Annotated in this window: 20 protein-coding genes; 14 read left to right on the top strand and 6 right to left on the bottom strand. The window is 45.4% G+C overall.

Features of this window, described 5'->3' with window-relative positions; all coding sequences use genetic code 11:
• Nucleotides 1–80 precede the first annotated feature (80 nt).
• Both IEY09_RS17635 and IEY09_RS17630 read left to right on the top strand, forming a co-directional pair.
• Nucleotides 81–536 carry a GNAT family N-acetyltransferase gene (locus IEY09_RS17635; protein WP_037419745.1) on the top strand — a complete coding sequence of 152 codons (456 nt, stop codon included), beginning with the start codon at nt 81–83 and terminating at the stop codon, nt 534–536.
• A 44-nt stretch (nt 537–580) separates the two neighbouring features.
• Nucleotides 581–976, top strand: coding sequence for a hypothetical protein (locus IEY09_RS17630; protein ID WP_037419558.1), 396 nt, complete (start codon nt 581–583; stop codon nt 974–976).
• A 50-nt stretch (nt 977–1,026) separates the two neighbouring features.
• Here IEY09_RS17630 and IEY09_RS17625 read toward each other — a convergent pair whose 3' ends face one another.
• Nucleotides 1,027–1,920: a LysR family transcriptional regulator gene (locus IEY09_RS17625; RefSeq protein ID WP_037430889.1), complete on the bottom strand. Its 894-nt coding sequence runs from the start codon at nt 1,918–1,920 to the stop codon at nt 1,027–1,029.
• Between the two features lie 141 nt (nt 1,921–2,061).
• Between IEY09_RS17625 and IEY09_RS17620 the strand changes: the two genes are divergently transcribed.
• The 4 genes from IEY09_RS17620 (at nt 2,062) to IEY09_RS17605 (ending at nt 8,940) form a co-directional block, all read left to right on the top strand.
• Nucleotides 2,062–2,832: a TSUP family transporter gene (locus tag IEY09_RS17620; RefSeq protein WP_069455460.1), complete on the top strand. Its 771-nt coding sequence runs from the start codon at nt 2,062–2,064 to the stop codon at nt 2,830–2,832.
• Between the two features lie 292 nt (nt 2,833–3,124).
• Entirely contained in the window at nt 3,125–4,324 is a 1,200-nt protein-coding gene (locus tag IEY09_RS17615) for an exonuclease SbcCD subunit D (protein ID WP_172587877.1), read from the top strand.
• On the top strand, nt 4,321–7,377 hold the full coding sequence (locus IEY09_RS17610; protein WP_188872079.1) for an AAA family ATPase: 3,057 nt from the start codon (nt 4,321–4,323) through the stop codon (nt 7,375–7,377). The genes IEY09_RS17615 and IEY09_RS17610 overlap by 4 nt, the downstream gene beginning before the upstream one ends.
• 267 nt (nt 7,378–7,644) lie before the next feature.
• Nucleotides 7,645–8,940 carry a peptidoglycan DD-metalloendopeptidase family protein gene (locus IEY09_RS17605; RefSeq protein WP_037419574.1) on the top strand — a complete coding sequence of 432 codons (1,296 nt, stop codon included), beginning with the start codon at nt 7,645–7,647 and terminating at the stop codon, nt 8,938–8,940.
• Between the two features lie 361 nt (nt 8,941–9,301).
• On the opposite strand, the gene IEY09_RS17600 is transcribed toward IEY09_RS17605, so the two are convergent.
• From IEY09_RS17600 to IEY09_RS17585, 4 genes are all read right to left on the bottom strand, one after another.
• Nucleotides 9,302–9,769, bottom strand: coding sequence for a hypothetical protein (locus IEY09_RS17600; RefSeq protein WP_188872077.1), 468 nt, complete (start codon nt 9,767–9,769; stop codon nt 9,302–9,304).
• 86 nt (nt 9,770–9,855) lie between these two features.
• On the bottom strand, nt 9,856–10,383 hold the full coding sequence (locus IEY09_RS17595; protein WP_037427302.1) for a M48 metallopeptidase family protein: 528 nt from the start codon (nt 10,381–10,383) through the stop codon (nt 9,856–9,858).
• Nucleotides 10,384–10,439: 56 nt separating this feature from the next.
• The gene (locus tag IEY09_RS17590; protein WP_037419582.1) at nt 10,440–10,877 is read right to left on the bottom strand and encodes a DUF3010 family protein; all 438 of its coding nucleotides are present in this window, start codon (nt 10,875–10,877) and stop codon (nt 10,440–10,442) included.
• Nucleotides 10,878–10,991: 114 nt separating this feature from the next.
• Nucleotides 10,992–12,341: a DEAD/DEAH box helicase gene (locus IEY09_RS17585; RefSeq protein ID WP_188872075.1), complete on the bottom strand. Its 1,350-nt coding sequence runs from the start codon at nt 12,339–12,341 to the stop codon at nt 10,992–10,994.
• A 380-nt stretch (nt 12,342–12,721) separates the two neighbouring features.
• Between IEY09_RS17585 and rssA the strand changes: the two genes are divergently transcribed.
• From rssA to IEY09_RS17550, 7 genes are all read left to right on the top strand, one after another.
• On the top strand, nt 12,722–13,669 hold the full coding sequence (gene rssA / locus IEY09_RS17580; protein WP_037419588.1) for a patatin-like phospholipase RssA: 948 nt from the start codon (nt 12,722–12,724) through the stop codon (nt 13,667–13,669).
• 112 nt (nt 13,670–13,781) lie between these two features.
• A complete protein-coding gene (locus IEY09_RS17575) occupies nt 13,782–14,462 on the top strand; it encodes a hypothetical protein (protein ID WP_188872073.1) in 681 nt (226 codons plus the stop codon).
• Between the two features lie 303 nt (nt 14,463–14,765).
• On the top strand, nt 14,766–16,883 hold the full coding sequence (nrdD, locus tag IEY09_RS17570; protein ID WP_037419596.1) for an anaerobic ribonucleoside-triphosphate reductase: 2,118 nt from the start codon (nt 14,766–14,768) through the stop codon (nt 16,881–16,883).
• A gap of 115 nt (nt 16,884–16,998) precedes the next feature.
• Nucleotides 16,999–17,460 carry an anaerobic ribonucleoside-triphosphate reductase-activating protein gene (nrdG, locus tag IEY09_RS17565; RefSeq protein WP_188872071.1) on the top strand — a complete coding sequence of 154 codons (462 nt, stop codon included), beginning with the start codon at nt 16,999–17,001 and terminating at the stop codon, nt 17,458–17,460.
• Between the two features lie 125 nt (nt 17,461–17,585).
• Entirely contained in the window at nt 17,586–17,942 is a 357-nt protein-coding gene (locus IEY09_RS17560; protein ID WP_037419602.1) for a YibL family ribosome-associated protein, read from the top strand.
• 263 nt (nt 17,943–18,205) lie between these two features.
• A complete protein-coding gene (gene ribA / locus IEY09_RS17555) occupies nt 18,206–18,817 on the top strand; it encodes a GTP cyclohydrolase II (protein ID WP_037427288.1) in 612 nt (203 codons plus the stop codon).
• Between the two features lie 113 nt (nt 18,818–18,930).
• A complete protein-coding gene (locus IEY09_RS17550; RefSeq protein WP_188872083.1) occupies nt 18,931–19,815 on the top strand; it encodes a hypothetical protein in 885 nt (294 codons plus the stop codon).
• Nucleotides 19,816–19,854: 39 nt separating this feature from the next.
• Here IEY09_RS17550 and IEY09_RS17545 read toward each other — a convergent pair whose 3' ends face one another.
• A complete protein-coding gene (locus tag IEY09_RS17545) occupies nt 19,855–20,307 on the bottom strand; it encodes a FlxA-like family protein (protein ID WP_188872069.1) in 453 nt (150 codons plus the stop codon).
• A gap of 164 nt (nt 20,308–20,471) precedes the next feature.
• On the opposite strand from IEY09_RS17545, the gene IEY09_RS17540 reads away from it, so the two are divergent.
• Entirely contained in the window at nt 20,472–21,581 is a 1,110-nt protein-coding gene (locus IEY09_RS17540) for a PQQ-dependent sugar dehydrogenase (RefSeq protein WP_188872067.1), read from the top strand.
• Nucleotides 21,582–21,688 lie beyond the last annotated feature (107 nt).

Raw genomic sequence — 21,688 nt, 5'->3', positions numbered from 1 at the left:
CGTATCGCGCATATCTACTATGAGTAGATATAGCTTGATAAGACGTCAATATGGATATGGACTTAAGGTTGGTTAAGCCGATGGCAAATAGAATCATTCAAGCTAATGAGTCCCACAGTCATGATATTGCTCCTTTATTTAATGAGTATCGGCAGTTTTATGGCTGTAAGGATGATGTAGAGGCCGGTGAGCTGTTTATCCGAACTCGTTTGCATGAGGGGTCATCGGTAATTTTTTTTGCGCGCTCACCTCAAGGTTTAGGCTTGGGTTTTGTGCAGTTATATCCCAGTTTTTCATCCCTTAATTTAGCGCCGATTTTTATTCTGAATGATGTATTTGTCACGCAGCATGCGCGATGTGTCGGGCTAGGTCGGGCGCTGGTACAACGGGCAGCAGACTATGCTCGTAGCCAAGGAGCACGTTATTTAGTGCTCGAAACCCAAAAAGAGAATTTACGTGCTCAAGGGCTTTATGAAGCACTTGGGTTTGTGCGCGATCAACAATTTGTAACCTATGAACTTGAGCTAAATCCTTAGCTTAAGTCGCTTACTCTTAATTACTAATAAAAAGGACAATATCAATGTTAAAAGCTTTTGCTATTGCAGGTCTTATGCTGACGATGAGCCACAGCGTGTTTGCGGATGAAGCCCAACAGGCTCTGGCTAAAGAAGCCATAGAATGTGCAGCCTATTATCAAATTAGCTCTGAAGCGATTGGCGCCATGAATGCCCCACAAATGCAAGCGGTGGGTGAACGCTTAAAAGCGTCTAAAGTTGAAGCCGAAAATCTGGCGAAGAAATACCAGTCAGAAGCCGAGGTGACCCAAGCCGTTGCCGATGCCAAAGCTCGTCAAATACAAAGCCTGGGTGGCTCTAGTAATCTCGGGGTATTGATGGGGAAATATAAAGAAGAGTGTAAAAACTTACTGGCTGATCCTCAAAAGCGCCTCGATTATTGGACAATGGCAACCATGTAACGTGGTTACTATGACTGACGTAAAAACCACCTTCGGGTGGTTTTTAGTTTTTAGCATGCATTGCGATAAGGAGCGAAGAGGTCGAGCATCCACTCGATAAATGCTTGCACTTTTAACGGCAAGCTTGGGGATTTAGGCGTGAGTAGGTAATAAACGTATGGGCTGGTAAACGGTGCATGAAAGGGGATGACTAAACTGCCGTTAGCTAATTGTTCTTCAATAAAAAAGCGTGGGATCAACGCCGCGCCCATGCCACTGGCAGCCGCCTGACTCAACATGTAAAAATGCTCCACGCCAAAGGTTTGCTCTTGCGTGAGTGTTAAGCCTACCTTTTCAGCCCAATAATCCCAAAGTTCTGGGCGAGTGGTGTGTTTGAGTAAGGTGACATGATTAATATCCTCAATACATTTCAGTTTTGGGGCCAATGACGGCGCACAAACTAAGCACAGATCTTCATCCATGAGTTTGATGTAATTCACTCCTTTGGGCAGCTTGGTACTACTGCGGATCGCGATGTCGTAGCGCCCTTGGCTGAAGTCAACGGCAAAGTCACCTATCGAGAGATCCACATATAAATGTGGATAACGCGACTTAAATTGCTCCATACGAGGGATTAACCAGTTGATGGTTAAACTTGGTAATACATTGATGGCTAAGGTTTGTGGCCGAGAACCTTGGCTACGCAAATCGGCGGTGGCGCTCGATAAGGTTTGCAGCGCCGCTTGTACGTGGGGGAAGTAACGCTTGGCTTCGTCAGTGAGTTCGACTTTTTTATGTAGCCTAACAAAGAGGGCGAAACCTAAAAAATCTTCTAATACCCTGATTTGTTTACTGATTGCGCCATGGGTGACGTGCAGTTCTTTGCTCGCCAGCGTCATACTCTGTAAGCGGGCAGCAGACTCGAATGCCCGTAATGCATTGAGCGGTGGCAAGCTAGTAAACATATTCATATCCAAATCTAGGTGTTTAACAAACGGTTTAGTGTGAGCTTTGCTCACGCTAGCGCGACAATAACTCCTTTGCATTTATAAGGCAAACGCAGTCTAATGCGAAGCCTTAGCTCCTATAACTCAATTATAAAAATCATGGAATTTGAATTAACTCTGCAAGTTGCAGCATTACTGTTTGGCGTGGCGATGGTGGCGGGCTTTATCGACTCTATTGCTGGAGGTGGGGGATTACTGACCATTCCTGCGTTAATGTGGGCTGGGTTACCGCCAGCGGTCGCCCTTGGCACTAACAAGTTACAGGCCTGCGGTGGCAGCTTTTTTGCGAGCTTGTACTTTGTTCGTAAGGGATTGGTTGATCTCAAAACTGTCAAACTCGCGCTGTTTTGTGCCTTTATCGGCGCGGCGTTAGGTACAGTGTTGGTGCAGTTAGTGGATACCAAAATCCTTGAGTTAGTATTGCCGTTTTTAATCCTCGCTATTGGTTGCTACTTTTTGTTCTCGAAAAAGATTTCGGAAGATGATCGCCACCAAGTCTTAACCCCTACCGCCTTTGCTTTTACTGCCGCGTTAGGTGTGGGCTTGTATGATGGCTTTTTTGGTCCGGGGACTGGCAGCTTTTTTGCGTTGGCGTTTGTTACCCTTGCGGGTTTTGGCCTCGCTAAAGCGACGGCTCACGCAAAGGTGCTGAATTTTTCGACCAATATTGCCTCGCTGATTTTTTTCGCCCTTGGCGGAAAAGTCATTTGGTTACTCGGCTTAGTGATGTTAGCGGGCCAAGCCATTGGGGCAACCTTAGGATCACGTTTAGTGGTCACTAAGGGTACAAAGATCATTAAGCCCTTAGTAGTGACCATGTCACTGGCCATGAGTGTGAAATTGCTCGCCAGCCAATACCAACTGTTTTGATGATGATTTTGGTACGGATCAACTTTCTTCAAGCTGAGCACTGACCTTATTTGCGCTAATGGTGATCTGTTAGCGCAGTCTTCGACCTCTTTGCTGTAAATCTCTCCACTCCCATTGTATTGACTATACTCAGCGGCATTTTTTAGGATAACCTAGCATTTTTTAAAGTGTTTTTAGGGTTTATTGGCGAGTCATTGGGCGAGGTTATCCGACAAGCAGCTTCGACAAACAACTTAACGATAAGCATCTCGCGCCATAGCGTTGGCTTAGTATCCATTAAGGTTTAGCAACAATGCGATTTATCCACACCTCAGACTGGCATATTGGCCGTCAGTTACATAATCAATCATTACTGGATGATCAGGCCTATGTACTTGATCAAATTGTTGCATTGGCGCAGCAGCACAGTGTTGATGCGGTGATTATTGCAGGGGACATTTACGATAGATCGATTCCACCCGCCAGTGCCGTCGCTTTGCTTAATGATGTGCTTAATCGCCTTATTAACCAATTGGGTATACAAGTGCTGATGATTGCTGGCAATCACGATGGCCATGAGCGTTTGGGATTTGCTGCTAAACAAATGGCTGCCAGTGGTTTACATATTATTGGGCCGCTACAGGCCGAATTAGTGCCTACTCGTTTAACCAGTGCCAGTGGCGACGCTTACTTTTATCCGCTGCCTTACGCTGAACCTGCTACCGTGCGCCAAGTTTTTGATACCGATGCCAAAGGCCTTAGCGTATCGAGCCATGAAGAGGCGATGGCGTTATTGCTAGAACAGGTCCGCTCCCATGATAGCCAAGGTTTACCTAAAGTGGTGGTGAGCCATTGCTTTTTGGATGGTGGCAGCGAGTCTGAATCCGAACGGCCATTAAGTATCGGCGGCGCGGATAAAATTTCCCCACGGCTGTTTAGTGAGTTTGACTATGTCGCCCTAGGGCATTTACATGGTCCGCAATACAAAGGCTGCGAACAGGTGCGCTACTCAGGCTCAATCCTAAAATATTCCTTTAGTGAGCAACACCAGCATAAGTCTGTCACCTTAGTGGATATCGCTGCGCAATCTCCCGCTCAAATCCAACTCTTACCCTTAACTGCGCTACGTGATGTGCGGATAATTGAAGGTGAATTGGCACATTTATTAGCAGTAGGGAAAACCGATGCCAAGCGTGAGGATTATTTAATGGTGCGTCTGCTCGATAAACACGCCATTTTAGATGCCATGGGCAAACTGCGCAGTGTTTATCCCAATGTGCTGCATTTAGAACGCACCGGATTGATGGCGGGCGATCAGGCGGTGGTGCTCAATCGAGATCATATAAAAAAAGGTGAAATGGCCATGTTCCGTGACTTTTTTGCCCAAGTCTCGGGGGATGAATTAACGCCGGCGCAGCAGGCGGTGATGGAGGATATCCTAACCCAGCTTCATCGAGACGAACTTGAACGCAGCGAAACACATCGTGACGTAAAAGAGGAGCAGGCAGAATGAAGCCTCTACAACTTTCCATGTCGGCTTTTGGCCCATTTGCTTCGACTCAGACCATTGATTTTACTGAACTTGGTGATAATCCGTTATTTTTGATCAACGGGCCAACTGGCGCGGGTAAAACGACTCTGCTCGATGGTATCTGCTTTGCGTTGTATGGAAAAACCACCGGCAATGAGCGTGAAGGCAGCCAAATGCGCTGCGATATGGCCGATGATAATCTGCTTACTGAGGTGACCTTTAGTTTTAAATTGGGTAACACTGCTTATCGTATTCGCCGAGTGCCCGAACAGGACAGACTCAAAAAGAATGGCGAGGGTTCGACAGTCCAAAAGAGCGAGGCGCAGCTGTTTAAGATCGCTCCCGATGGTACTGAAACCCTATTAGTCGCCAGTAAAGTCTCAGAGGCAACGGCTGAAATTGAAGCGTTAACGGGCTTAGACGTAGAACAATTTCGTCAGGTTATGGTGCTGCCACAGGGGAAGTTTCGTGAATTACTCATGGCTGACTCCAAGGCGCGTGAGCAAATTTTTAGTCAATTATTTCAAACCCATATCTATAAACGTATTGAAGATATCTTAAAGGCGAAGGCGGCCGATATCCGCGGCTTGGTTAAAGAGCAGCGTGCGCGTCGCGATGGCATTCTACAAACCGCGGAGCTAGCGAGTGACGACGAGCTTGCCGCTGAATTTAGTCGAATAGAACCCGAATTGGCGGCCGCTATCGCCGCGAAAGAACGTAGCACGGCGGCGCATCTACAGGCGTTAAAACAGCATGACAGTGCGCAGCAACGGTTTGCTGAATTTACTCGTTTAAGTGAATTAGAATCCCAAGCCACTTTGCTTCATGAACAGCAAGCAGATATTGCAGCGCAAACGGCTCGCCTGAATGTGGCAGAGCAAGCGCAGCGTCTTAAGCCCTTATTGGATAATGCGTTATCGAGGGAGCAGGAAGCGACAATTGCTAATGATCAGCGCAGCCATGCCCAAATGGCTCTCGATACGGCAAAGCTTGCGCTTGCCAAAGCTGAGATCGAAGCGCAGGAACTTATTCCCCTTGAACAACAGCTGCGCGATTTTGAACAACAACATAATCAACTCAGCACGTTAGTACCGCAGTTGGCAGAATTTTCTAGCCTTGAACAAGCTTTATCGCAGGCAAAAGAGATACTGCAACAAACCAAAGAGCAGGGGCAAGAGACTAAGACGGCGCTTGTAAGCTTAGTTGATCAGCGCAGCACCTATGAAAATCAATTGCCAGCATTACAACAGCAAAGTGAGCGTCAACTCGCGACCGCACAAGCCTTGCAGCAACAGCGCCACTTACTTGAGTTGTTCAAACAATGGCAACAAATCTGCGCCAAAGTTGCACAAACCGAAGAGGCGCTTGTACAAGCAGGATTACAAGGAAAGACGCTGAGCGCGCAGCATCAGGCAGCGCTAAGTGACTATAAGTCTTTACAGCTCAGTTGGTTTCAAGGCCAAGCGGCCATTTTAGCGAGGGAGCTCAAACTCGAAGAACCCTGCCCAGTTTGCGGCAGTATCGAGCATCCTCATCCTGCAACCAGTCATGATCATTTACCAACGGACGCACAGCTGCAAGCTGCGCAGGATGCCGAGGTGAATGCACTCGAACAGCTCAGCAAAGCGAGGGCAGAGTACCGGGGGCTACAAAAACAGTTAGAAGCACAGCAGTCGCAGGCAAATGAACTGGCCTCCTCGCTGGGGGATACGGTTGAGTTACCACTTGAATCGCATGTCCATCGGCTTGAGGAATTAACACGCCAAGCAAAACAAGCTGAAGTCGCCACCCAAGCATTGCAGCAGTTACAGCAGCAAATCAAAGCGTTGCAGCAGCAAGAGTTAGCATTGACGCAACAATTAGAGCTTGAGCGTGAGCGGTATCATCAACAAGAAGGTGAAGTGGCGCGTCTATCCGGTCAATTAGCGGAAAAGGCGCTTCGGATCCCTGACGAATACCGCTCGCTTACTGCGTTAAATCAAGCGATTAATGATAATCAACGGCAGCTTGAGAAGAGTCGTGAGCAGATTCATGCTCTTAGAAACTCACTAAAGCAGGCATCTGAGCATTGTGTGGCGGCGCAAACGGCGCTAGAGGCTGCGATACTACGCTGCCATAGCGCAGATGAGCAGCAGGCTTTGACCGATGGTGACCTTAACTCACAACTGCATTTAGCGGGTTTTACTGATAGGGACGCATTAAGGGCGGCATTATTAGCCGATGAGCAAATTCAAGTGTTGGGCGAGCGTATTGAAACCTATCATCGACAGTGCGCCTTAAATCAATCACAGCTTGATCAGCTAAGAACTGAGCTTACTGATGTCAGCGTACCCGACCTTGATGCCCTAGAAGCCATGCTTGCAGAAAAGCACCAACAACTTAATCTCGCTGAAGCTACATGGAGCCAACTTAATACGCGGTTCTCTTTGCTTAAACAAACTCAAACACAGCTCAGTATTGTCGATCAAAAAGCGAAAGCCCTTGAGGATGAATACGCCATTATTGGCACCTTGGCCGATGTGGCCAATGGCAATACCGGCAACAAGATTTCTCTGCAACGTTTTGTATTAAGCGTATTACTCGATGATGTTTTACTCGTAGCAACTCAGAGATTACACCTGATGAGTAAAGGTCGTTATCGATTACTGCGTAAAGAAGACAGAGCGAAGGGAAATAAGGCATCAGGGCTTGAGCTTGAAGTCGAAGACGCTTACACCGCAAAAGTGCGTCCCGTGGCGACCTTAAGTGGTGGGGAGAGTTTTATGGCAGCTTTATCTATGGCGCTGGGTTTATCAGACGTGGTGCAAGCCTACGCCGGTGGGATAAAACTTGATACGTTATTTATCGACGAAGGTTTTGGCAGCCTAGATCAGGACTCCCTTGAACTTGCCATCCGTACCTTAATGGATTTGCAATCGGCGGGTAGGATGATCGGCGTGATATCTCATGTTTCTGAGATGAAAGAGCAGATAAACACTCGAATAGATCTGTTGAAAACCTCCCATGGGAGCGAAATCAAGGTGATTTTGCCTTAGTGTCAGTTAAAGGGATTAATTGTTTATTTAACTTATTGTTTTTATTGTGATGGAAGACGTTATTTTGTGCTATTTAACATCTGGATACAGAACGCACAATCGATTTAAAGTGCTAACTGACGCATGTTTTTGGGAAATAGTGCTGTTAAAGTGCAAAATAGCGTTTGTCATAATCGGTTTTTTGGGATAAGTTGGGAAAATTCGGGCTTCCCTAGGTGGGACTGGTTCAAAAATATAACGCAAAAACGATAACAAAAGGTGAAAGCGTTGCAGACAGGCAAACCCAATTTGGCTAATTTTCCGCAAATTCGTTTGCAGAATTTATCTTCAGCCCATAAAAATATTCTCCTCGTAGGTGGTTTATTGATCGGTGCGGCGATGTTAATGCCGAATGCTAATCATGTCGTACCCACAGCACAACGAATTCCCGTAGCTCTCGACATTGAAACTGTTTTGCCGCAAGTTTCTGAGCCTGTTGATTCTACCACTGTTATTGACAATACCCCTGATTTTGAGCGTGTTATTGCCTCCGGTGATACTCTAAGCGCTTTATTCTCTAAGGCGGGTGTTGACCAGCTAACGATGTATAAAGTACTAGAGGCCGATTTAAATATTTTGGCACTCGATACCTTATTACCTGGGAACCGGATTCAGTTTTGGCTCGATAATGATGGCCAACTGCAAAAGTTGGAGCTTTATTTTAACGCCGCACGTCAAGTCGTATTTACTCGTTATGAAGATGGTAGCTTCAACGTTGAAGAAATTAACGTTGAAGGCGTTTGGCAAAACCGCATTATTACTGGTGATATTAAAGGCTCATTTTACGTATCGGCTCAAAAAATGGGCTTAGCGGCAGCTGATATTCAGCGGATTGAAGATTTACTCAAAGAAAAAGTGAATTTTGCACGGGATTTACATGCAGGAGATAAATTTTCTGTTTTGGTAAATGATCAATATGTTGAAGGCGAAGCAACCGGTAGCAGTCAAATATTAGGTGTTAGCATTAAAACTGGGCGTTCAGAAATCAGTGCCTTTCAGCATACCGATGGCAGTTATTATGATGCAAAAGGGCGCAGTTTAGTGCGTGCTTTCCAGCGTATTCCATTGGCTAAACAGCCTCGCATGAGTTCACGTTTTAACCCTGCTCGTAAACATCCGATCACTGGCCGTATTTCTCCCCATAATGGTACTGATTTTTCTGTCCCTATTGGTACTAAGGTTATAGCGCCTGGTGATGGTGTGGTGAGTTTAGTAACGGATCACCAATTTGCAGGTAAATATATTGTGATTGAACATGGTGGTAAATATAGCACCCGCTATTTACACCTTTCAAAGGCATTAGTGCGTAAAGGACAGAGAGTCACACGTGGCCAAGTGATTGCTTTATCTGGTAATACTGGGCGTTCAACTGGTCCGCATTTACATTATGAATTCCATGTAAACGGTAAACCCGTCGATCCAATGAAAGCCGATATTCCTATGGCAAGCCAATTAGCAAACCAAGAATTGCGTAGCTTTACGAATATGGTCAATAGTCGTCAGTCGTTGATGAATTTAGGTTAATTCCTTTTCGTTTGTCCCGTTCTGAGTATAAAAACGCCGATGAATACTGATTCATCGGCGTTTGTATTTCTATTGAATGTGCCTCAGCAACTAAATGATTTGAGTGGTGTATTTGTCAGGCTTTTTGTTGGGTTTGTTGTTTGGCTGCATATGCTTGGATAAGACGGCTTGCTTAAATTTGATTAAATTTCGCCCTTGTTATCGGTATTTAAAATAATAAATCGAGCCTCTTTAGGCTTTAGTGAGCGTACAGGTATTGATTGAATGAGGTGTGAATAGCGAAGATAGCTAGCAGAAAATATCTAACCACTCTTACTTTGAGATATCTTCAAATTTATTTAATCAAGATCGATAAACAATATTAACTTGCCTGGCGTTTCTGCATCGCTTTTAACGCACATTTACATAGACGCCCCTTTAATGCAGGACATCCTCCACAGGGAGACTTTTTATAAGGACGAAGTGCAAAGCTTCGCTCCGTCGGTAAGGGGGAAATGCGTTTGATGGCTGCAAAGGATAAAAATTGTGCATCATTTGCGGCATTAAAATGCGCTTTGGCTAATTTTAATTGCTGCTTACGTGCGGCTTTATCAAGATCTTGAATGTGTTGTTTGGCAATATACTCAGCCAATAATTGATTTAAGTGCTTGCGTTGTGCTTTTTTACTTTTGGCCGCAGTCGTCTGTTTTATTGGTTCCGCTGAGAAAGATGATTTTGCAGCATAGTTAACTGATGCCGCATTGGATAATGTTGCCTGTTGCTTTTGCAGTTTCTTGGCTTGTTTCTTACACCATTTTTCTAGCTTTCTACCAATATTTTGCGTTTTCATACAGCCTAAGTACGTGACAGATAATACATGGTTATTCTAAATGAAAACTATTATCAGTCAACTCTTGGGGCAATAAAAATAAGTACTCAAACTGAGTCTATTGAGTGCGCGATATAAGGGGATTGATTGGCATCAATACAGGTCAGCAGTAAGCGCAGATCAAATTCAAATTGGTGGTAATCTGGTTCCATATAAGTACACAGATTATAAAAAGCTTTATTGTGATCCTTCTCTTTTAGGTGGGCGAGTTCGTGCACCACTACCATTCGTAACAAAGGTTCAGGTACACGTTTTAAGCGAGAAGAGATACGAATTTCATTCTTCGCTTTGATTTTGTTACCTTGCACTCTAGATACGTAGGAATGTAAGCCAAGTGCATGATGACTCATGCTAATTTTGTCATCAAAGATCACTTTCGATAGGGGAGAGGATTGGCGTAAAAACTGATTTTTTATCCCTTGGGTATAGTCGTAGAGGGCTTTATCGCTGCGGATATGATGAATGTGCGGATGACGGCGAAGCAATACTTCCCCAAGCTTGCCACTTTGTAAAAGCTGTTCAACTTGGCGTTGGATATCTAGGCTATAACCACTGACATATTTTAGGTTTTGCATGATGCTTGCGACATGTAAGAGGCTTGGCGCTAAGTGATAGCGCCAAGCAAGAGCACTTAAGCTTTACCAAAAATATGGCGATTTTGCTGAGCGTAGGCAGCCTCAAAGGCGGGTTGTTGGAAGCGTTTCAGATCTAAGCTATCAAAGTCTACCTGAGGTGGATTGCGCTTATTTTGTTCCTTGATCGCCACTGGAGATAGCAAGGTTACAGGCAGCTCGCCTAATTGAATTGCGGCTTCGAGTTTGAAGCTAGTAGCAGAACCTGCCAGTTTGCCTTTTTGCTCACGCTCAATAATGACAATTTCATCGATCTTGTAATCTTCCATCAACTTATGGAAAGCAAAATGAAACTCACGAATTGCCTCCGTCGATGCCGACTGTGCAATGCTAAAAGACACTTTACGGCAGCTGGGTACGTTGAAGGTTTCACCTTCGTAACTGAGCAGACTGATGATGGCTTCGCCACCTTTTAATTCAACACCACAAATTCGCATGTTACACCTTTAACTATTTCAAATTACTTATGTATCGCCGGAAGAATCGCTCCAGCGAGTCACTCATTTTGAGCGCTCAAGTTTCACGGACTTGAGCTATCTTTTGCGTTATTTTTAGATCTCGTCGTCATTATCTTGTAGCAGTTGTGCCGCAGGTTTTTTGCGCATTGGCGCATCACCGACATCAACACCCGTGATAAAGCGTTTATCACGGGATGGCGCTGCTTTAACAAGGTGCGACTTAGGTTTAGATTTGGCTTTGGTGTTTGCCTTTACTACACCTTTAGTCGCGACGGACTTTGGCTTTTCTTTTAGACCACTAAATTTAGCTTCGAGCCCTTTAATTACACTGATTTCGAAGGTTTTTCTTAAAAAAAGTTGTACTTTTTTAAAGTTATCCCAATCCTTAGGTCCAACTAAGGAGATTGCGTCACCTTTGGCGCCCGCGCGGCCAGTGCGGCCAATGCGATGAACATATTCTTCGGCAAATTTGGGCATGTCGAAGTTAATGACTAATGATACATTCAGTAAGTCTAAACCACGGGATGCCACATCTGTGGTCACCAATATTTGCTGCTGACCACGGGCAAATTGGTCCATGATCTGGTTACGTGCCGTTTGTTTTAACTCGCCACTTAAGGCGGCTGTTGCAAAACCTTGAGCCGAGAGCTTAGCGGCTAACCGCTCTGTATCGGCACGGGTGGCGGTAAAAATAATCACTTGCTTGTGCGATTCATCCGTCAGTAAACGACTGAGCAGGGCTTCTTTATGATCTAAATGATCACACAGATAAATTCGCTGCGAAATATCCTGATGTTCACTGTGGGCTGTGCCGATTGCCACATGTAATGGATTTTTAAGTAAGGCCGCCGCGATATCATTGATTTCACTATGATCTAAGGTTGCTGAGAACATTAAGGTCTGACGACGTTTATGATCGGCCGCCTCGTTGATAGCTTTTAACTGTGGCGCAAAGCCTAAATCCAACATACGGTCGGCTTCGTCCAAAACTAACAACTCTAATCCATTGAGGAATAAGTTTTTTTGTTCTAAGTGATCAGCGATTCGCCCTGGTGTTGCAACAATAAAATGCGGCTCTTTTGCCAGCGCTTTAGCCTGATCGTTAAAGTTTTCACCGCCCAATATACTAATCGCTTTATATTGGGTATTGGCCACCAATAAGCGTAACTGACTGTACACCTGATGGGCTAATTCGCGGGTCGGTAATAAAATTAATACTCTAGGGTCGCGCTTACTGAGGGCGCGAGTGGAGATAACCCTTTGCAATGCGGGCAGCAAAAAAGCCAAGGTCTTACCTGACCCAGTCTTTGATGATGCCATTAAATCTTTACCTGCCAATGCGATAGGTAATGCTTGTTCCTGGATGGCGGTTGGGGTTGCAATCCCCATATGCTTTAAGCTTTGTAACAGACGCTGGTCCAGAGAAAAATCAGTAAACTGCAAAGGTATATCCCCTAAATCTGAGTGAGGGCAGATTATAGCGCTAAATCACTATGGTCAGCTATCTTGATTGGGCATAATCTTTCGTAATCATCTAAATAGCCACTTATTTGCTTGGCTTGTGTCACGCTCGATATTTGCCCCGAGTGCTATGTTTAGCCAAATTGGCTATGAACTTACAGGATATCAAGCGACGATGTGGTTGCTCTCTGCCCTTGAGTATGGCAAGGGGATAAGGCCGAGCGTAAACCATATAAATGTATCTAATGACTGGCTAGCATAACGGTTTATGTTGTCTAATGATTGACAACACTTTGGCTGGAATTTAGCTTTTTCACGTCATAGCGCTTCTTTAAATCATCGATTTATTAAGGGAATTTATTATGAGTAAGGGGACAACTCCGACGATCGGTATTGCCTTAGGCAGTGGTGCAGCCAAAGGTTGGGCGCATATTGGCGTACTCAATGGGCTCGCCGCGATGGGAATTAAACCCGATAAGGTCGCTGGATGCTCAATCGGCGCCCTTGTTGGCGCTGCTTATGCTCATAATCATTTAGCGGAACTTGAAGAGTGGGTGCGCAGCTTCTCTAGTTGGGATGTGTTGGGACTGATGGATATTCGTTGGCGTAAAGGTGGGCTAATTGGCGGCGAAAAAGTATTCGATGTGCTGCAATCGCGGATTGGTGATATCAATATCGAGGATTTAGAGCGTCCCTTTGCGGCCATTGCTACGGATCTGTATTCAGGTCAGGAAATCTGGTTTCGCCATGGTGATTTACGCCAAGCCGTACGGGCCTCTTGCTCTATGCCTGGGATATTAGCGCCTGTCCGTCAAGGTGAGCGTTGGTTGGTGGATGGTGCAGTTGTTAATCCTGTCCCCGTTTCGGTGAGCCGTGCTATGGGGGTAGATATTGTCATTGCCGTTGATTTACAAGGTTTTCATACCGGTCGATTACAAGTTTTACCCGTTAATATGACCAGCCATCGGGCACCTAAAGATGAAACCCAAATGCCCGCGCGCCAAGAAACGGGTTTTATGGATTTATTCGCCCGCGGGCGAGAATATGTCGGTAGCTTAACCGATAAGTTTTCCCTAGGGACTAAATCTAATCCCGGTATGATTGCGGTGATGTCCCAGTCGATGAGTATTTTAGAGCAGCGGCATAAACGGGCGCGTTTAATGGGTGACCCTCCCGATATCTGTGTTGTACCCGAAGTGGCTAATATCGGCACCATGGAGTTCCACCGAGCAGCTGAAGCCATTGCAGCAGGTGAAGCCGCCGTGGCAAAAGTGGCACATTTAATTGAAGCAGCGATCTGGAAAGGCTAAAAATGTTAGGATGAATTTATCTGTTAATTACGATATGACACTACTTACTGCTTGATTGGCTTAGTTTTTGCTTTAAAACCATTAATCAGTATTAGACGCCGAATTATTGACGATGAATTCTCTTTTAAATGCCCTTAATCTAAATCGTAACAGTGCCGCTGAAGCTTATGGCCTGAATAGCAAAAAGACGGAGACAGGTAAAACTGAATCGAGTACGGAGTCAAACTCCTCTGCCAAAGAACCCCCTAAGGTTGATACTAAACCGAGTGAGGAGATAGCGCTGTCACCACGGGCACTGCGAGCACAAAAAATTCAGGCCATGTCGAAAGATTTTTTTGCTGATGGCAAATTTAGCGTGGCTGAGATACCCGCTTTAGTCTCGCGGTTACAAAAAGACGGTATTCTTTCCGATGCACAGGTGGAACGGCTCTCGCAAAACGGCATTAGTTTGCCAAGCCAAAGTACCAATAAGCAGTCTTTGCAGGATTTTATCGATGATGAGCTAAAGTCTTTGGCTGAAAAATCGCCTAATAGCCCTATGATCAACACGTTAGTAGATGCTAAAAATGTGTTAAAAAACATGGATGATGCCCAGTCGCCAGTGCTGGCACAAAAGGCGACTAAAGTGTTTGGTCAATTAACGGATTATTTGAATAGCAACCCCATCATGAGCGATAGTCAAAAACAGTTATGGCAGGGACTTAAATCAACGATGCAGGTGGCTTCATCCATGGGGATGCAGCAATCGGCGTTGGGACAATTGAGCAGTTATCTTGCCTTAGCTAAGCGCTAGTCTTATTTACAATATTCTTTCAAAAACAATAGACTTTGGCTTTTGGGTCAGAGTCTTTTGTCATTATTAGCGCCATTTCCTGCGTCTACTATCTTGCTTTAGCATCAAGGTCAAGGCCTAAAACTGAGATCATTGGGTTTGGCAGCAGTTCTTATTTGTTCTTTTTATCCATCCGATAAATCATGATCTGGATCATGGAATTTTAGGTGTCGATGCCGCTTAATTGCCTACATATTGTGTTGATAGATTATTTAATCACTATATATAGTGTTAATTTTAATCGGGATGGAGAGGAATTAAACAATGCCAGTCGTGATCAAGCGGGATGGTTGCCGCACACCTTTTGATGAAACAAGGATAAGAGATGCAGTGGTCGCTGCTGCAAACTCGGTTGGGATAGAGGACGCAGATTATGCCGCGACGGTAGCCGCTTGTGTGAGAGAACGAGTGGCGAATATGGCAGAAGTTGAAATCCACCATCTACAGGATGCAGTTGAAAACCTATTGATGGAAGGCCCTTATAAATCATTGGCACGGGTCTACATTGAATATCGTCACGACAGAGACATTTGCCGCGATGCTACCAGTAAGCTCAATCTTGAAATCCGTGGTTTAGTCGAGCAGAGCAATGCCGCGCTGTTAAATGAAAACGCCAATAAAGACTCTAAAGTGATCCCAACTCAACGGGATCTGCTGGCGGGCATCGTGGCTAAACATTATGCCAAGAGTCATATTCTGCCTAAGGATGTGGTGGCTGCGCACGAAATCGGTGAGATCCACTATCACGATCTTGATTACTCGCCCTTTTTCCCGATGTTTAACTGTATGTTGATTGATTTGGCGGGCATGTTGACCCATGGCTTTAAGATGGGCAACGCCGAAATTGAGACCCCAAAATCGATCTCTACCGCTACAGCCGTGACGGCGCAAATTATTGCCCAAGTGGCAAGCCATATCTATGGCGGCACCACGATTAATCGTATTGATGAAGTGTTAGCGCCTTTTGTGGCCAAGAGTTATGACAAACATTATCAAGTGGCACTGAATTGGCAGATTAAAGATGCTAAAGCCTATGCCACTGCTCAGACTGAAAAAGAATGCCACGATGCTTTCCAATCCCTTGAATATGAGGTGAATACCTTACATACCGCTAATGGACAAACCCCGTTTGTGACCTTTGGTTTCGGTCTAGGTACTTCGTGGGAGTCGCGTTTAATTCAACAATCGATGCTGAAAGTACGCATGGCGGGGTTAGGTAAAAATCGTAAAACAGCGGTGTTCCCTAAATTGGTGTTTGCCATCCGTGATGGTATTAACCACAAAGTCGGCGATTGCAATTACGATGTAAAACAAATGGCCCTTAAATGCGCCAGTATGCGCATGTACCCAGATATTTTGAACTATGAGCAAGTGGAAAAAGTGACGGGTTCGTTCAAAACGCCTATGGGTTGCCGCAGCTTTTTAGGTTCCTATAAAGAAAATGGTGAACTCGTCCATGAAGGCCGCAATAACCTTGGCGTTGTTAGCTTAAACTTGCCACGTGTTGCGCTAGAAGCGAATGGCGATGAGGCTGAGTTCTACCGTATTCTGGATGAGCGGCTATTACTTGCCCGCCGCGCATTAGATACGCGTATCGAACGGTTAAACGGAGTGAAAGCCAGAGTTGCGCCGATTTTGTATATGGAAGGTGCCTGTGGCGTGCGCTTGCGTGCCGATGATGATATCGCCCAAATCTTTAAAAATGGTCGGGCATCGATTTCATTAGGTTATATCGGTTTACATGAAACCATTAATGCGCTCTATGGCACTGAAACCCATGTGTTTGATGATGCTAAGCTTCGTGAAAAAGCGGTGGCGATTGTTGCGCACCTTAAAGCGGCTACCGACGCATGGAAGGCCGAAACGGGTTATGGATTCAGCCTTTATAGCACCCCAAGTGAGAGTCTCTGCAGTCGTTTTTGTAAGCTCGATGCGCGCCAGTTTGGTGTGGTTGCGGGGGTAACCGATAAGGGCTATTACACCAATAGCTTCCATTTAGATGTGGAAAAGCACGTGAATCCTTACGATAAGATCGATTTTGAGCAGCCATATCCCGCCATCGCCAATGGTGGTTTTATTTGCTACGGCGAATATCCTAATATGCAGCACAATATCGAAGCGCTCGAAAATGTCTGGGATTACAGCTATAGCCGTGTACCTTACTACGGTACTAACACGCCGATTGACGAATGTTATGATTGTGGTTTTACCGGCGAATTTAGCTGTACTAGTAAAGGATTTACTTGCCCTAAATGCGGCAACCATGAGCCAAGTCGAGTGTCTGTTACGCGCCGTGTGTGTGGTTACTTAGGCAGTCCCGATGCCAGACCGTTCAACCATGGTAAGCAAGAAGAAGTGAAGCGTAGGATCAAACACTTGTAACATTTTTGCCTTGTTGTGTTTGTTACACTGATATCAGCACAGTCGCTTAGCATGGGACTGTGCTTTGATTTTTAGCCAGTCTGGCGCTCCTTGTATTTCGTATTGGACTTATACAATGAACTATCAGCAATATTATCCCGTTGATGTGGTCAACGGCCCAGGCACTCGGGCCACCTTATTTGTTTCAGGTTGTGAGCACCAATGCCGTGGTTGCTATAATCAAAGTACTTGGGATGTGCGCTCTGGCCATTTATTTGATAAGGCAATGGAAGATAATATCATCGCCGATTTGCTGGATACGCGGATCGTTCGCCGTGGCTTATCACTCTCTGGCGGCGATCCACTTTTACCCGCCAATCTTGAGGGGATTTTGGCGCTTGTTAAGCGCGTCAAAGCTGAATGTCCCGGTAAAGATATTTGGCTGTGGACGGGCTATGTATGGAATGAATTGAGCGATAAACAGCGTGCGGTGCTGGAATATGTAGATGTGCTGGTGGATGGCAAATTTGAGCAAAATCTTGCAGATCCGAGCCTTCCATATCGGGGTAGCAGTAATCAGGTGATCCGTTTCTTATAAAAGCGGTAACGAGGATCGCTAACTTGCTGTTATAATCCCACACCTTGACACAGTGACCCAGACAAACAGGCCAAAGATTAGGTCAATATCGACTGGGATTCGCTAAAGTAATTTAAGGTAACATAATGAATTTAAAGCAAGAACTGCAGCAGCTAAACGATAAGTTAGATAAGTTTCGTCGTAAACTGGCGGCGGCAGAGCAACGTGGCGATGTTGTCATCGTGGCGCAGTTTAAACGCGAGATTGAGGCTGTTACTAAGCAAATCAATAGCGTAAAAACGCAGCAGTCGCGTTTATTACAAAAGCAAGGGGTGGATATTCAGCACTTGCCATTTCACCGCGCCCTCACCAAAGCTGAGCAAGCCGATATGGGTCAACTGAAAAAGTCAGTAAAAGGCTTAGTTGTTGTGCACCCAATGACTGCTTTAGGGCGCGAAATGGGCTTGACTGAAGTAACAGGTTTTGCACCAGCAAAATTTTAAGCTACATTGCTAAGTTATTCAATAAGTTGCAAAATAGAACACTTATCTATTTTGCAGCGCCTTGGCTCGACATATTACCCATTGAGCTGAATGAGTCACCCAGTTAATAGCTTAGTTTTGTAGTTGATTAAATTACTAAAGTATTTCGTGATTGCTGAAAACACTTTAGAATAGGTGCGCCGTAGGCTAAGTACCTAATCATTGTTTTGTTTATGGATGTTCCTTCCGTCTCATGGAATGAGAGTTGTCGTTAAGGTTAAGTCATGTCGATAAAATATGTCGCGACGTCAAAATTACCCACTCCCTGGGGCGTTTTTGCCATGCACGGTTTTGAAGATACCGAAACCGGTAAAGAGCATGTTGCCCTCACATTTGGCACCCTAAGTAGCGATGCTCCTGTTTTAGGCCGTATTCACTCTGAGTGTCTCACGGGCGATGCCTTATTCAGCTTACGCTGTGACTGTGGATTCCAGCTGCAAACCGCGATGCAAAACATTGCCGAGACCGGCAGTGGGTTTATCTTATATTTGCGTCAGGAAGGTCGTGGTATTGGTCTGCTAAACAAGATCCGTGCCTATGAGTTGCAGGATAAAGGCGCCAATACGGTTGAGGCGAATGAACAGTTAGGTTTCCCTGCGGACATGCGTAAATACGATATGATCCAGCCTATGCTTGAGCAGATTGGCGTAAAGCATGTACGCTTAATGACCAATAACCCTCGCAAAGTCAAAGCGATGAAAGAAATCGGCATCGAAGTGGTTGAGCGCGTACCCTTACAAGTTGGTAAAAATCGCTATAATGAGGCTTACTTAAAGACTAAGTCCACTGAGCTTGGGCATATGATGTCTGAGTATCATTTTACGGATGAACAGTAGTTCTTAGTGCAATAAATTTACCGATTAGGCTGCAAATTAGGATCTGTTTGCGTAAATTGAATATCATTTTTAGTCGGTTTATCGTCAACCTCTGCTCCATTTCGGCGCTATCAATGGGGATTGTTTTCCCGCTGTTGGCGTCGACAGAGCCTGTTTCAAACTCCAGTCACCCGCAAGATTTTGCTGCATTTGCCCCCCAATCTTCCCAAGCGTTTTCGAAGATTAGCCCTGAAACGCCGATTGATGGGAAAAATAATCCTAACTCTGTTTATGCCTTTGGCAGCTACCTTGGCACAGGGGTATATCGAGCTGCTGAGCAAAATGCCACCGTCGTTAGTATTCCGTTAAACTTTGATTTTTTGAAGGATGATAGTAGTCAGACTTGGCTGCGTTTACCCTTATCTTTCGGTTTTTTTGACTACTTAGCCAAAGACATCACCGACGGCGAATTGCCATCGTCAGTTGGCACCATGACGATAACGCCCGGCATCGAGCACCATTGGCAGGCAACGGCAAATACGCGGATGGAAGCCTATTTGGATGTGGGCTTTGGGACAAATTTTGAGACCGATGCGAATGTGGCGATTTTAGCCTCAGGTGTAAGCACCTTGTATGATTTTAGTCTTGCGGGTGAAGACAGTGTCTGGGTATCGAGGTTGAAGTTTGCGGGCTACAGTGAACGGGTAGGAAAATTAACCGACCAATTTGCGGTATTGCAAACCGGGGTAGATATTGGCCTTTCGCCGCGCTGGCAATGGTTGAATATCCAGATGCAACCTAGGTTATTTGCGGTCGGTTATTGGTACTTCAACGAGCTGGATTTTAGCCAAGATGCTGAAGATGAAACCATTGTCTCTGGAAGCTATGAGTTTGGTGCCACACTGGCATTTTCTAAGCCTTTGGGCGGCGATCTCCTCGGCATAGATAGAATTGGCATCAGTTATCGAACCGGTGACGGGTTAAATATTTGGCGTTTATTGTTTAGTTTCCCAATCTAGTTTACAGCTACCAAGATTGAAAATGATTCGGTACTCAGCTTAGCCTGCGTTTTTTTGTGCATCGCGCATTTTCTGGTCCATTAACACGGCAATTTGGTTACCGAGTTGCATAATTTGTTCCTGCAATAGCTTACGTTGCTGAGCTGCGGCCTCGGAATCATCCCCTTCCAGTTTCGTGAGCATCTTCTGCAAAGCTTTGATTTGCTCTTTCAGACGCTTAATTTGTTCGTCGATGATAGATTTGGGTTCTTCATTCTCAGCACTTTCCGTCTGTTGCCGTTTTTCCGCGGTTTGACCTCTGAGAGAAGCGCCTACTTCGGTAGCGAGAGCTTGTCTTCCGGCATTGGATATATTGACCGTTTCTTGCGTGCTGGTCTCTGCCGATGAACTCTCAGAGGCTGAGCCAGCTGTTGGCGTGGTGGTGATATAAGCGCTGGAAACAGATTTGAAGGCGCTGCTATTTGCGGTCGTGTTTAATCCATTAATGTTCACGATAGGCTCCATAAGTACCTGAAGGTTATTCATCGAATTATCGGCCTTGAGATAAAAAACTTAAGTGCTAAGCATCCTATTTGATACAAAAGGCGTATCTAGGATAGGTTAGGGGATTAATGGTTAAGGTCGTTCACTTTTTGACTGATAAGGATATGAAAGATATGGCTCGTAAACTACAAATAACATGCGCTGCATTTTTGGCTTTGAGTGGAATAAGTGTGCCTGCGATGGCTAAAAATATTTTAGATAAACTGACCGTTGCAGAAGGCTTTAACCTGAGCTTATTTGCAGATAATGTTGACAATGCGCGCGAAATTGCCGTATCCGAAAAAGGCATTGTCTATGCGGGCTCGATGAAGGCCGGGAATGTTTATGCCCTTATCGACCGTAATCAGGACGGTGTTGCCGATGAGAAAATTCTGGTTGCCTCGGGACTAAAGCTACCATCAGGTGTGGTGATCAAAGATGGCGATCTGTATGTCTCCGAAGTGGAGCGCATCATTCGCTTCAAGGATATTGATAACCACTTAAACTCACCAACATTTGAGGTGGTCTTTGATGGGTTTCCAACTGAAACCCACCATGGCTGGAAAGTACTAGGGGTTTCACCGACTGGCGAGTTAATCATTCCTGTAGGCGTGCCTTGTAATGTGTGCGCGGAGAATGAACGCTATGGACGTATTTTCTCGCTCAATCTGGAGACTAAAAAATTAACCACCATTGCCCAAGGGGTTCGTAATTCCGTCGGGTTTGATTTTCAGCCTGGCACTCAAACCCTTTGGTTTAGCGATAATGGCCGCGACATGATGGGCGATGATATTCCTCCCTGCGAAATCAATAAGGTCAGTTACTTGGGGGAACATTTTGGCTTCCCCTATGTGCATGCAGGTACAATTCTTGACCCTGAGTTTGGCCAAGGTAAAGATCCTACCAAGTACACCGCTCCTGCGCTCTCCTTAGGGGCTCACGTGGCGCCACTAGGCATTCATTTTTATCTTGGTAAACAGTTCCCTAGCGATTATCAACAGCAGTTATTTGTCGCTGAACATGGTTCATGGAATCGCACTAAGAAAGCGGGTTATAAAGTGGCCTTGGCGACGATAGAGCAAGGCAAGGTGGTCAAATACACTCCATTTTTAACTGGCTTTATGCAGGGCGAGCAAACCTTTGGTCGCCCAGTGGCCTTTGCTGAATTGGCCGATGGCAGTTTACTCGTGTCGGATGATTATGCAGGGGCAATCTATCGCGTCACTTATCCGCAGACAAAATAGCCAATAGGTGAAGTCTTAAACGCTTATTCTTAGCCGTTGGCTTGATTAGCAGGGGACTCTTGCCAATCATGGTTGCCCACCGAAGGATATTGGATTGGCGCTAATCT

Origin of the sequence: Shewanella xiamenensis, from assembly GCF_014647135.1 — a bacterium.
Lineage (GTDB): Bacteria > Pseudomonadota > Gammaproteobacteria > Enterobacterales > Shewanellaceae > Shewanella > Shewanella xiamenensis.
This window is presented reverse-complemented; position numbering and strand designations above follow the sequence as displayed.

Bases quoted from the DNA above. Each gene is read 5' to 3' on its own strand.
- IEY09_RS17575 (WP_188872073.1), top strand. From the start codon at position 13,782: ATGAATTCTCTTTTAAATGCCCTTAATCTAAATCGTAACAGTGCCGCT.
- nrdG (WP_188872071.1), top strand. From the start codon at position 16,999: ATGAACTATCAGCAATATTATCCCGTTGATGTGGTCAACGGCCCAGGC.
- rssA (WP_037419588.1), top strand. From the start codon at position 12,722: ATGAGTAAGGGGACAACTCCGACGATCGGTATTGCCTTAGGCAGTGGT.
- nrdD (WP_037419596.1), top strand. From the start codon at position 14,766: ATGCCAGTCGTGATCAAGCGGGATGGTTGCCGCACACCTTTTGATGAA.
- IEY09_RS17625 (WP_037430889.1), bottom strand. From the start codon at position 1,920: ATGTTTACTAGCTTGCCACCGCTCAATGCATTACGGGCATTCGAGTCT.
- IEY09_RS17610 (WP_188872079.1), top strand. From the start codon at position 4,321: ATGAAGCCTCTACAACTTTCCATGTCGGCTTTTGGCCCATTTGCTTCG.
- IEY09_RS17630 (WP_037419558.1), top strand. From the start codon at position 581: ATGTTAAAAGCTTTTGCTATTGCAGGTCTTATGCTGACGATGAGCCAC.
- IEY09_RS17560 (WP_037419602.1), top strand. From the start codon at position 17,586: ATGAATTTAAAGCAAGAACTGCAGCAGCTAAACGATAAGTTAGATAAG.
- IEY09_RS17590 (WP_037419582.1), bottom strand. From the start codon at position 10,877: ATGCGAATTTGTGGTGTTGAATTAAAAGGTGGCGAAGCCATCATCAGT.
- IEY09_RS17540 (WP_188872067.1), top strand. From the start codon at position 20,472: ATGGCTCGTAAACTACAAATAACATGCGCTGCATTTTTGGCTTTGAGT.
- IEY09_RS17595 (WP_037427302.1), bottom strand. From the start codon at position 10,383: ATGCAAAACCTAAAATATGTCAGTGGTTATAGCCTAGATATCCAACGC.
- IEY09_RS17635 (WP_037419745.1), top strand. From the start codon at position 81: ATGGCAAATAGAATCATTCAAGCTAATGAGTCCCACAGTCATGATATT.
- IEY09_RS17620 (WP_069455460.1), top strand. From the start codon at position 2,062: ATGGAATTTGAATTAACTCTGCAAGTTGCAGCATTACTGTTTGGCGTG.
- ribA (WP_037427288.1), top strand. From the start codon at position 18,206: ATGTCGATAAAATATGTCGCGACGTCAAAATTACCCACTCCCTGGGGC.
- IEY09_RS17600 (WP_188872077.1), bottom strand. From the start codon at position 9,769: ATGAAAACGCAAAATATTGGTAGAAAGCTAGAAAAATGGTGTAAGAAA.
- IEY09_RS17550 (WP_188872083.1), top strand. From the start codon at position 18,931: ATGGGGATTGTTTTCCCGCTGTTGGCGTCGACAGAGCCTGTTTCAAAC.
- IEY09_RS17615 (WP_172587877.1), top strand. From the start codon at position 3,125: ATGCGATTTATCCACACCTCAGACTGGCATATTGGCCGTCAGTTACAT.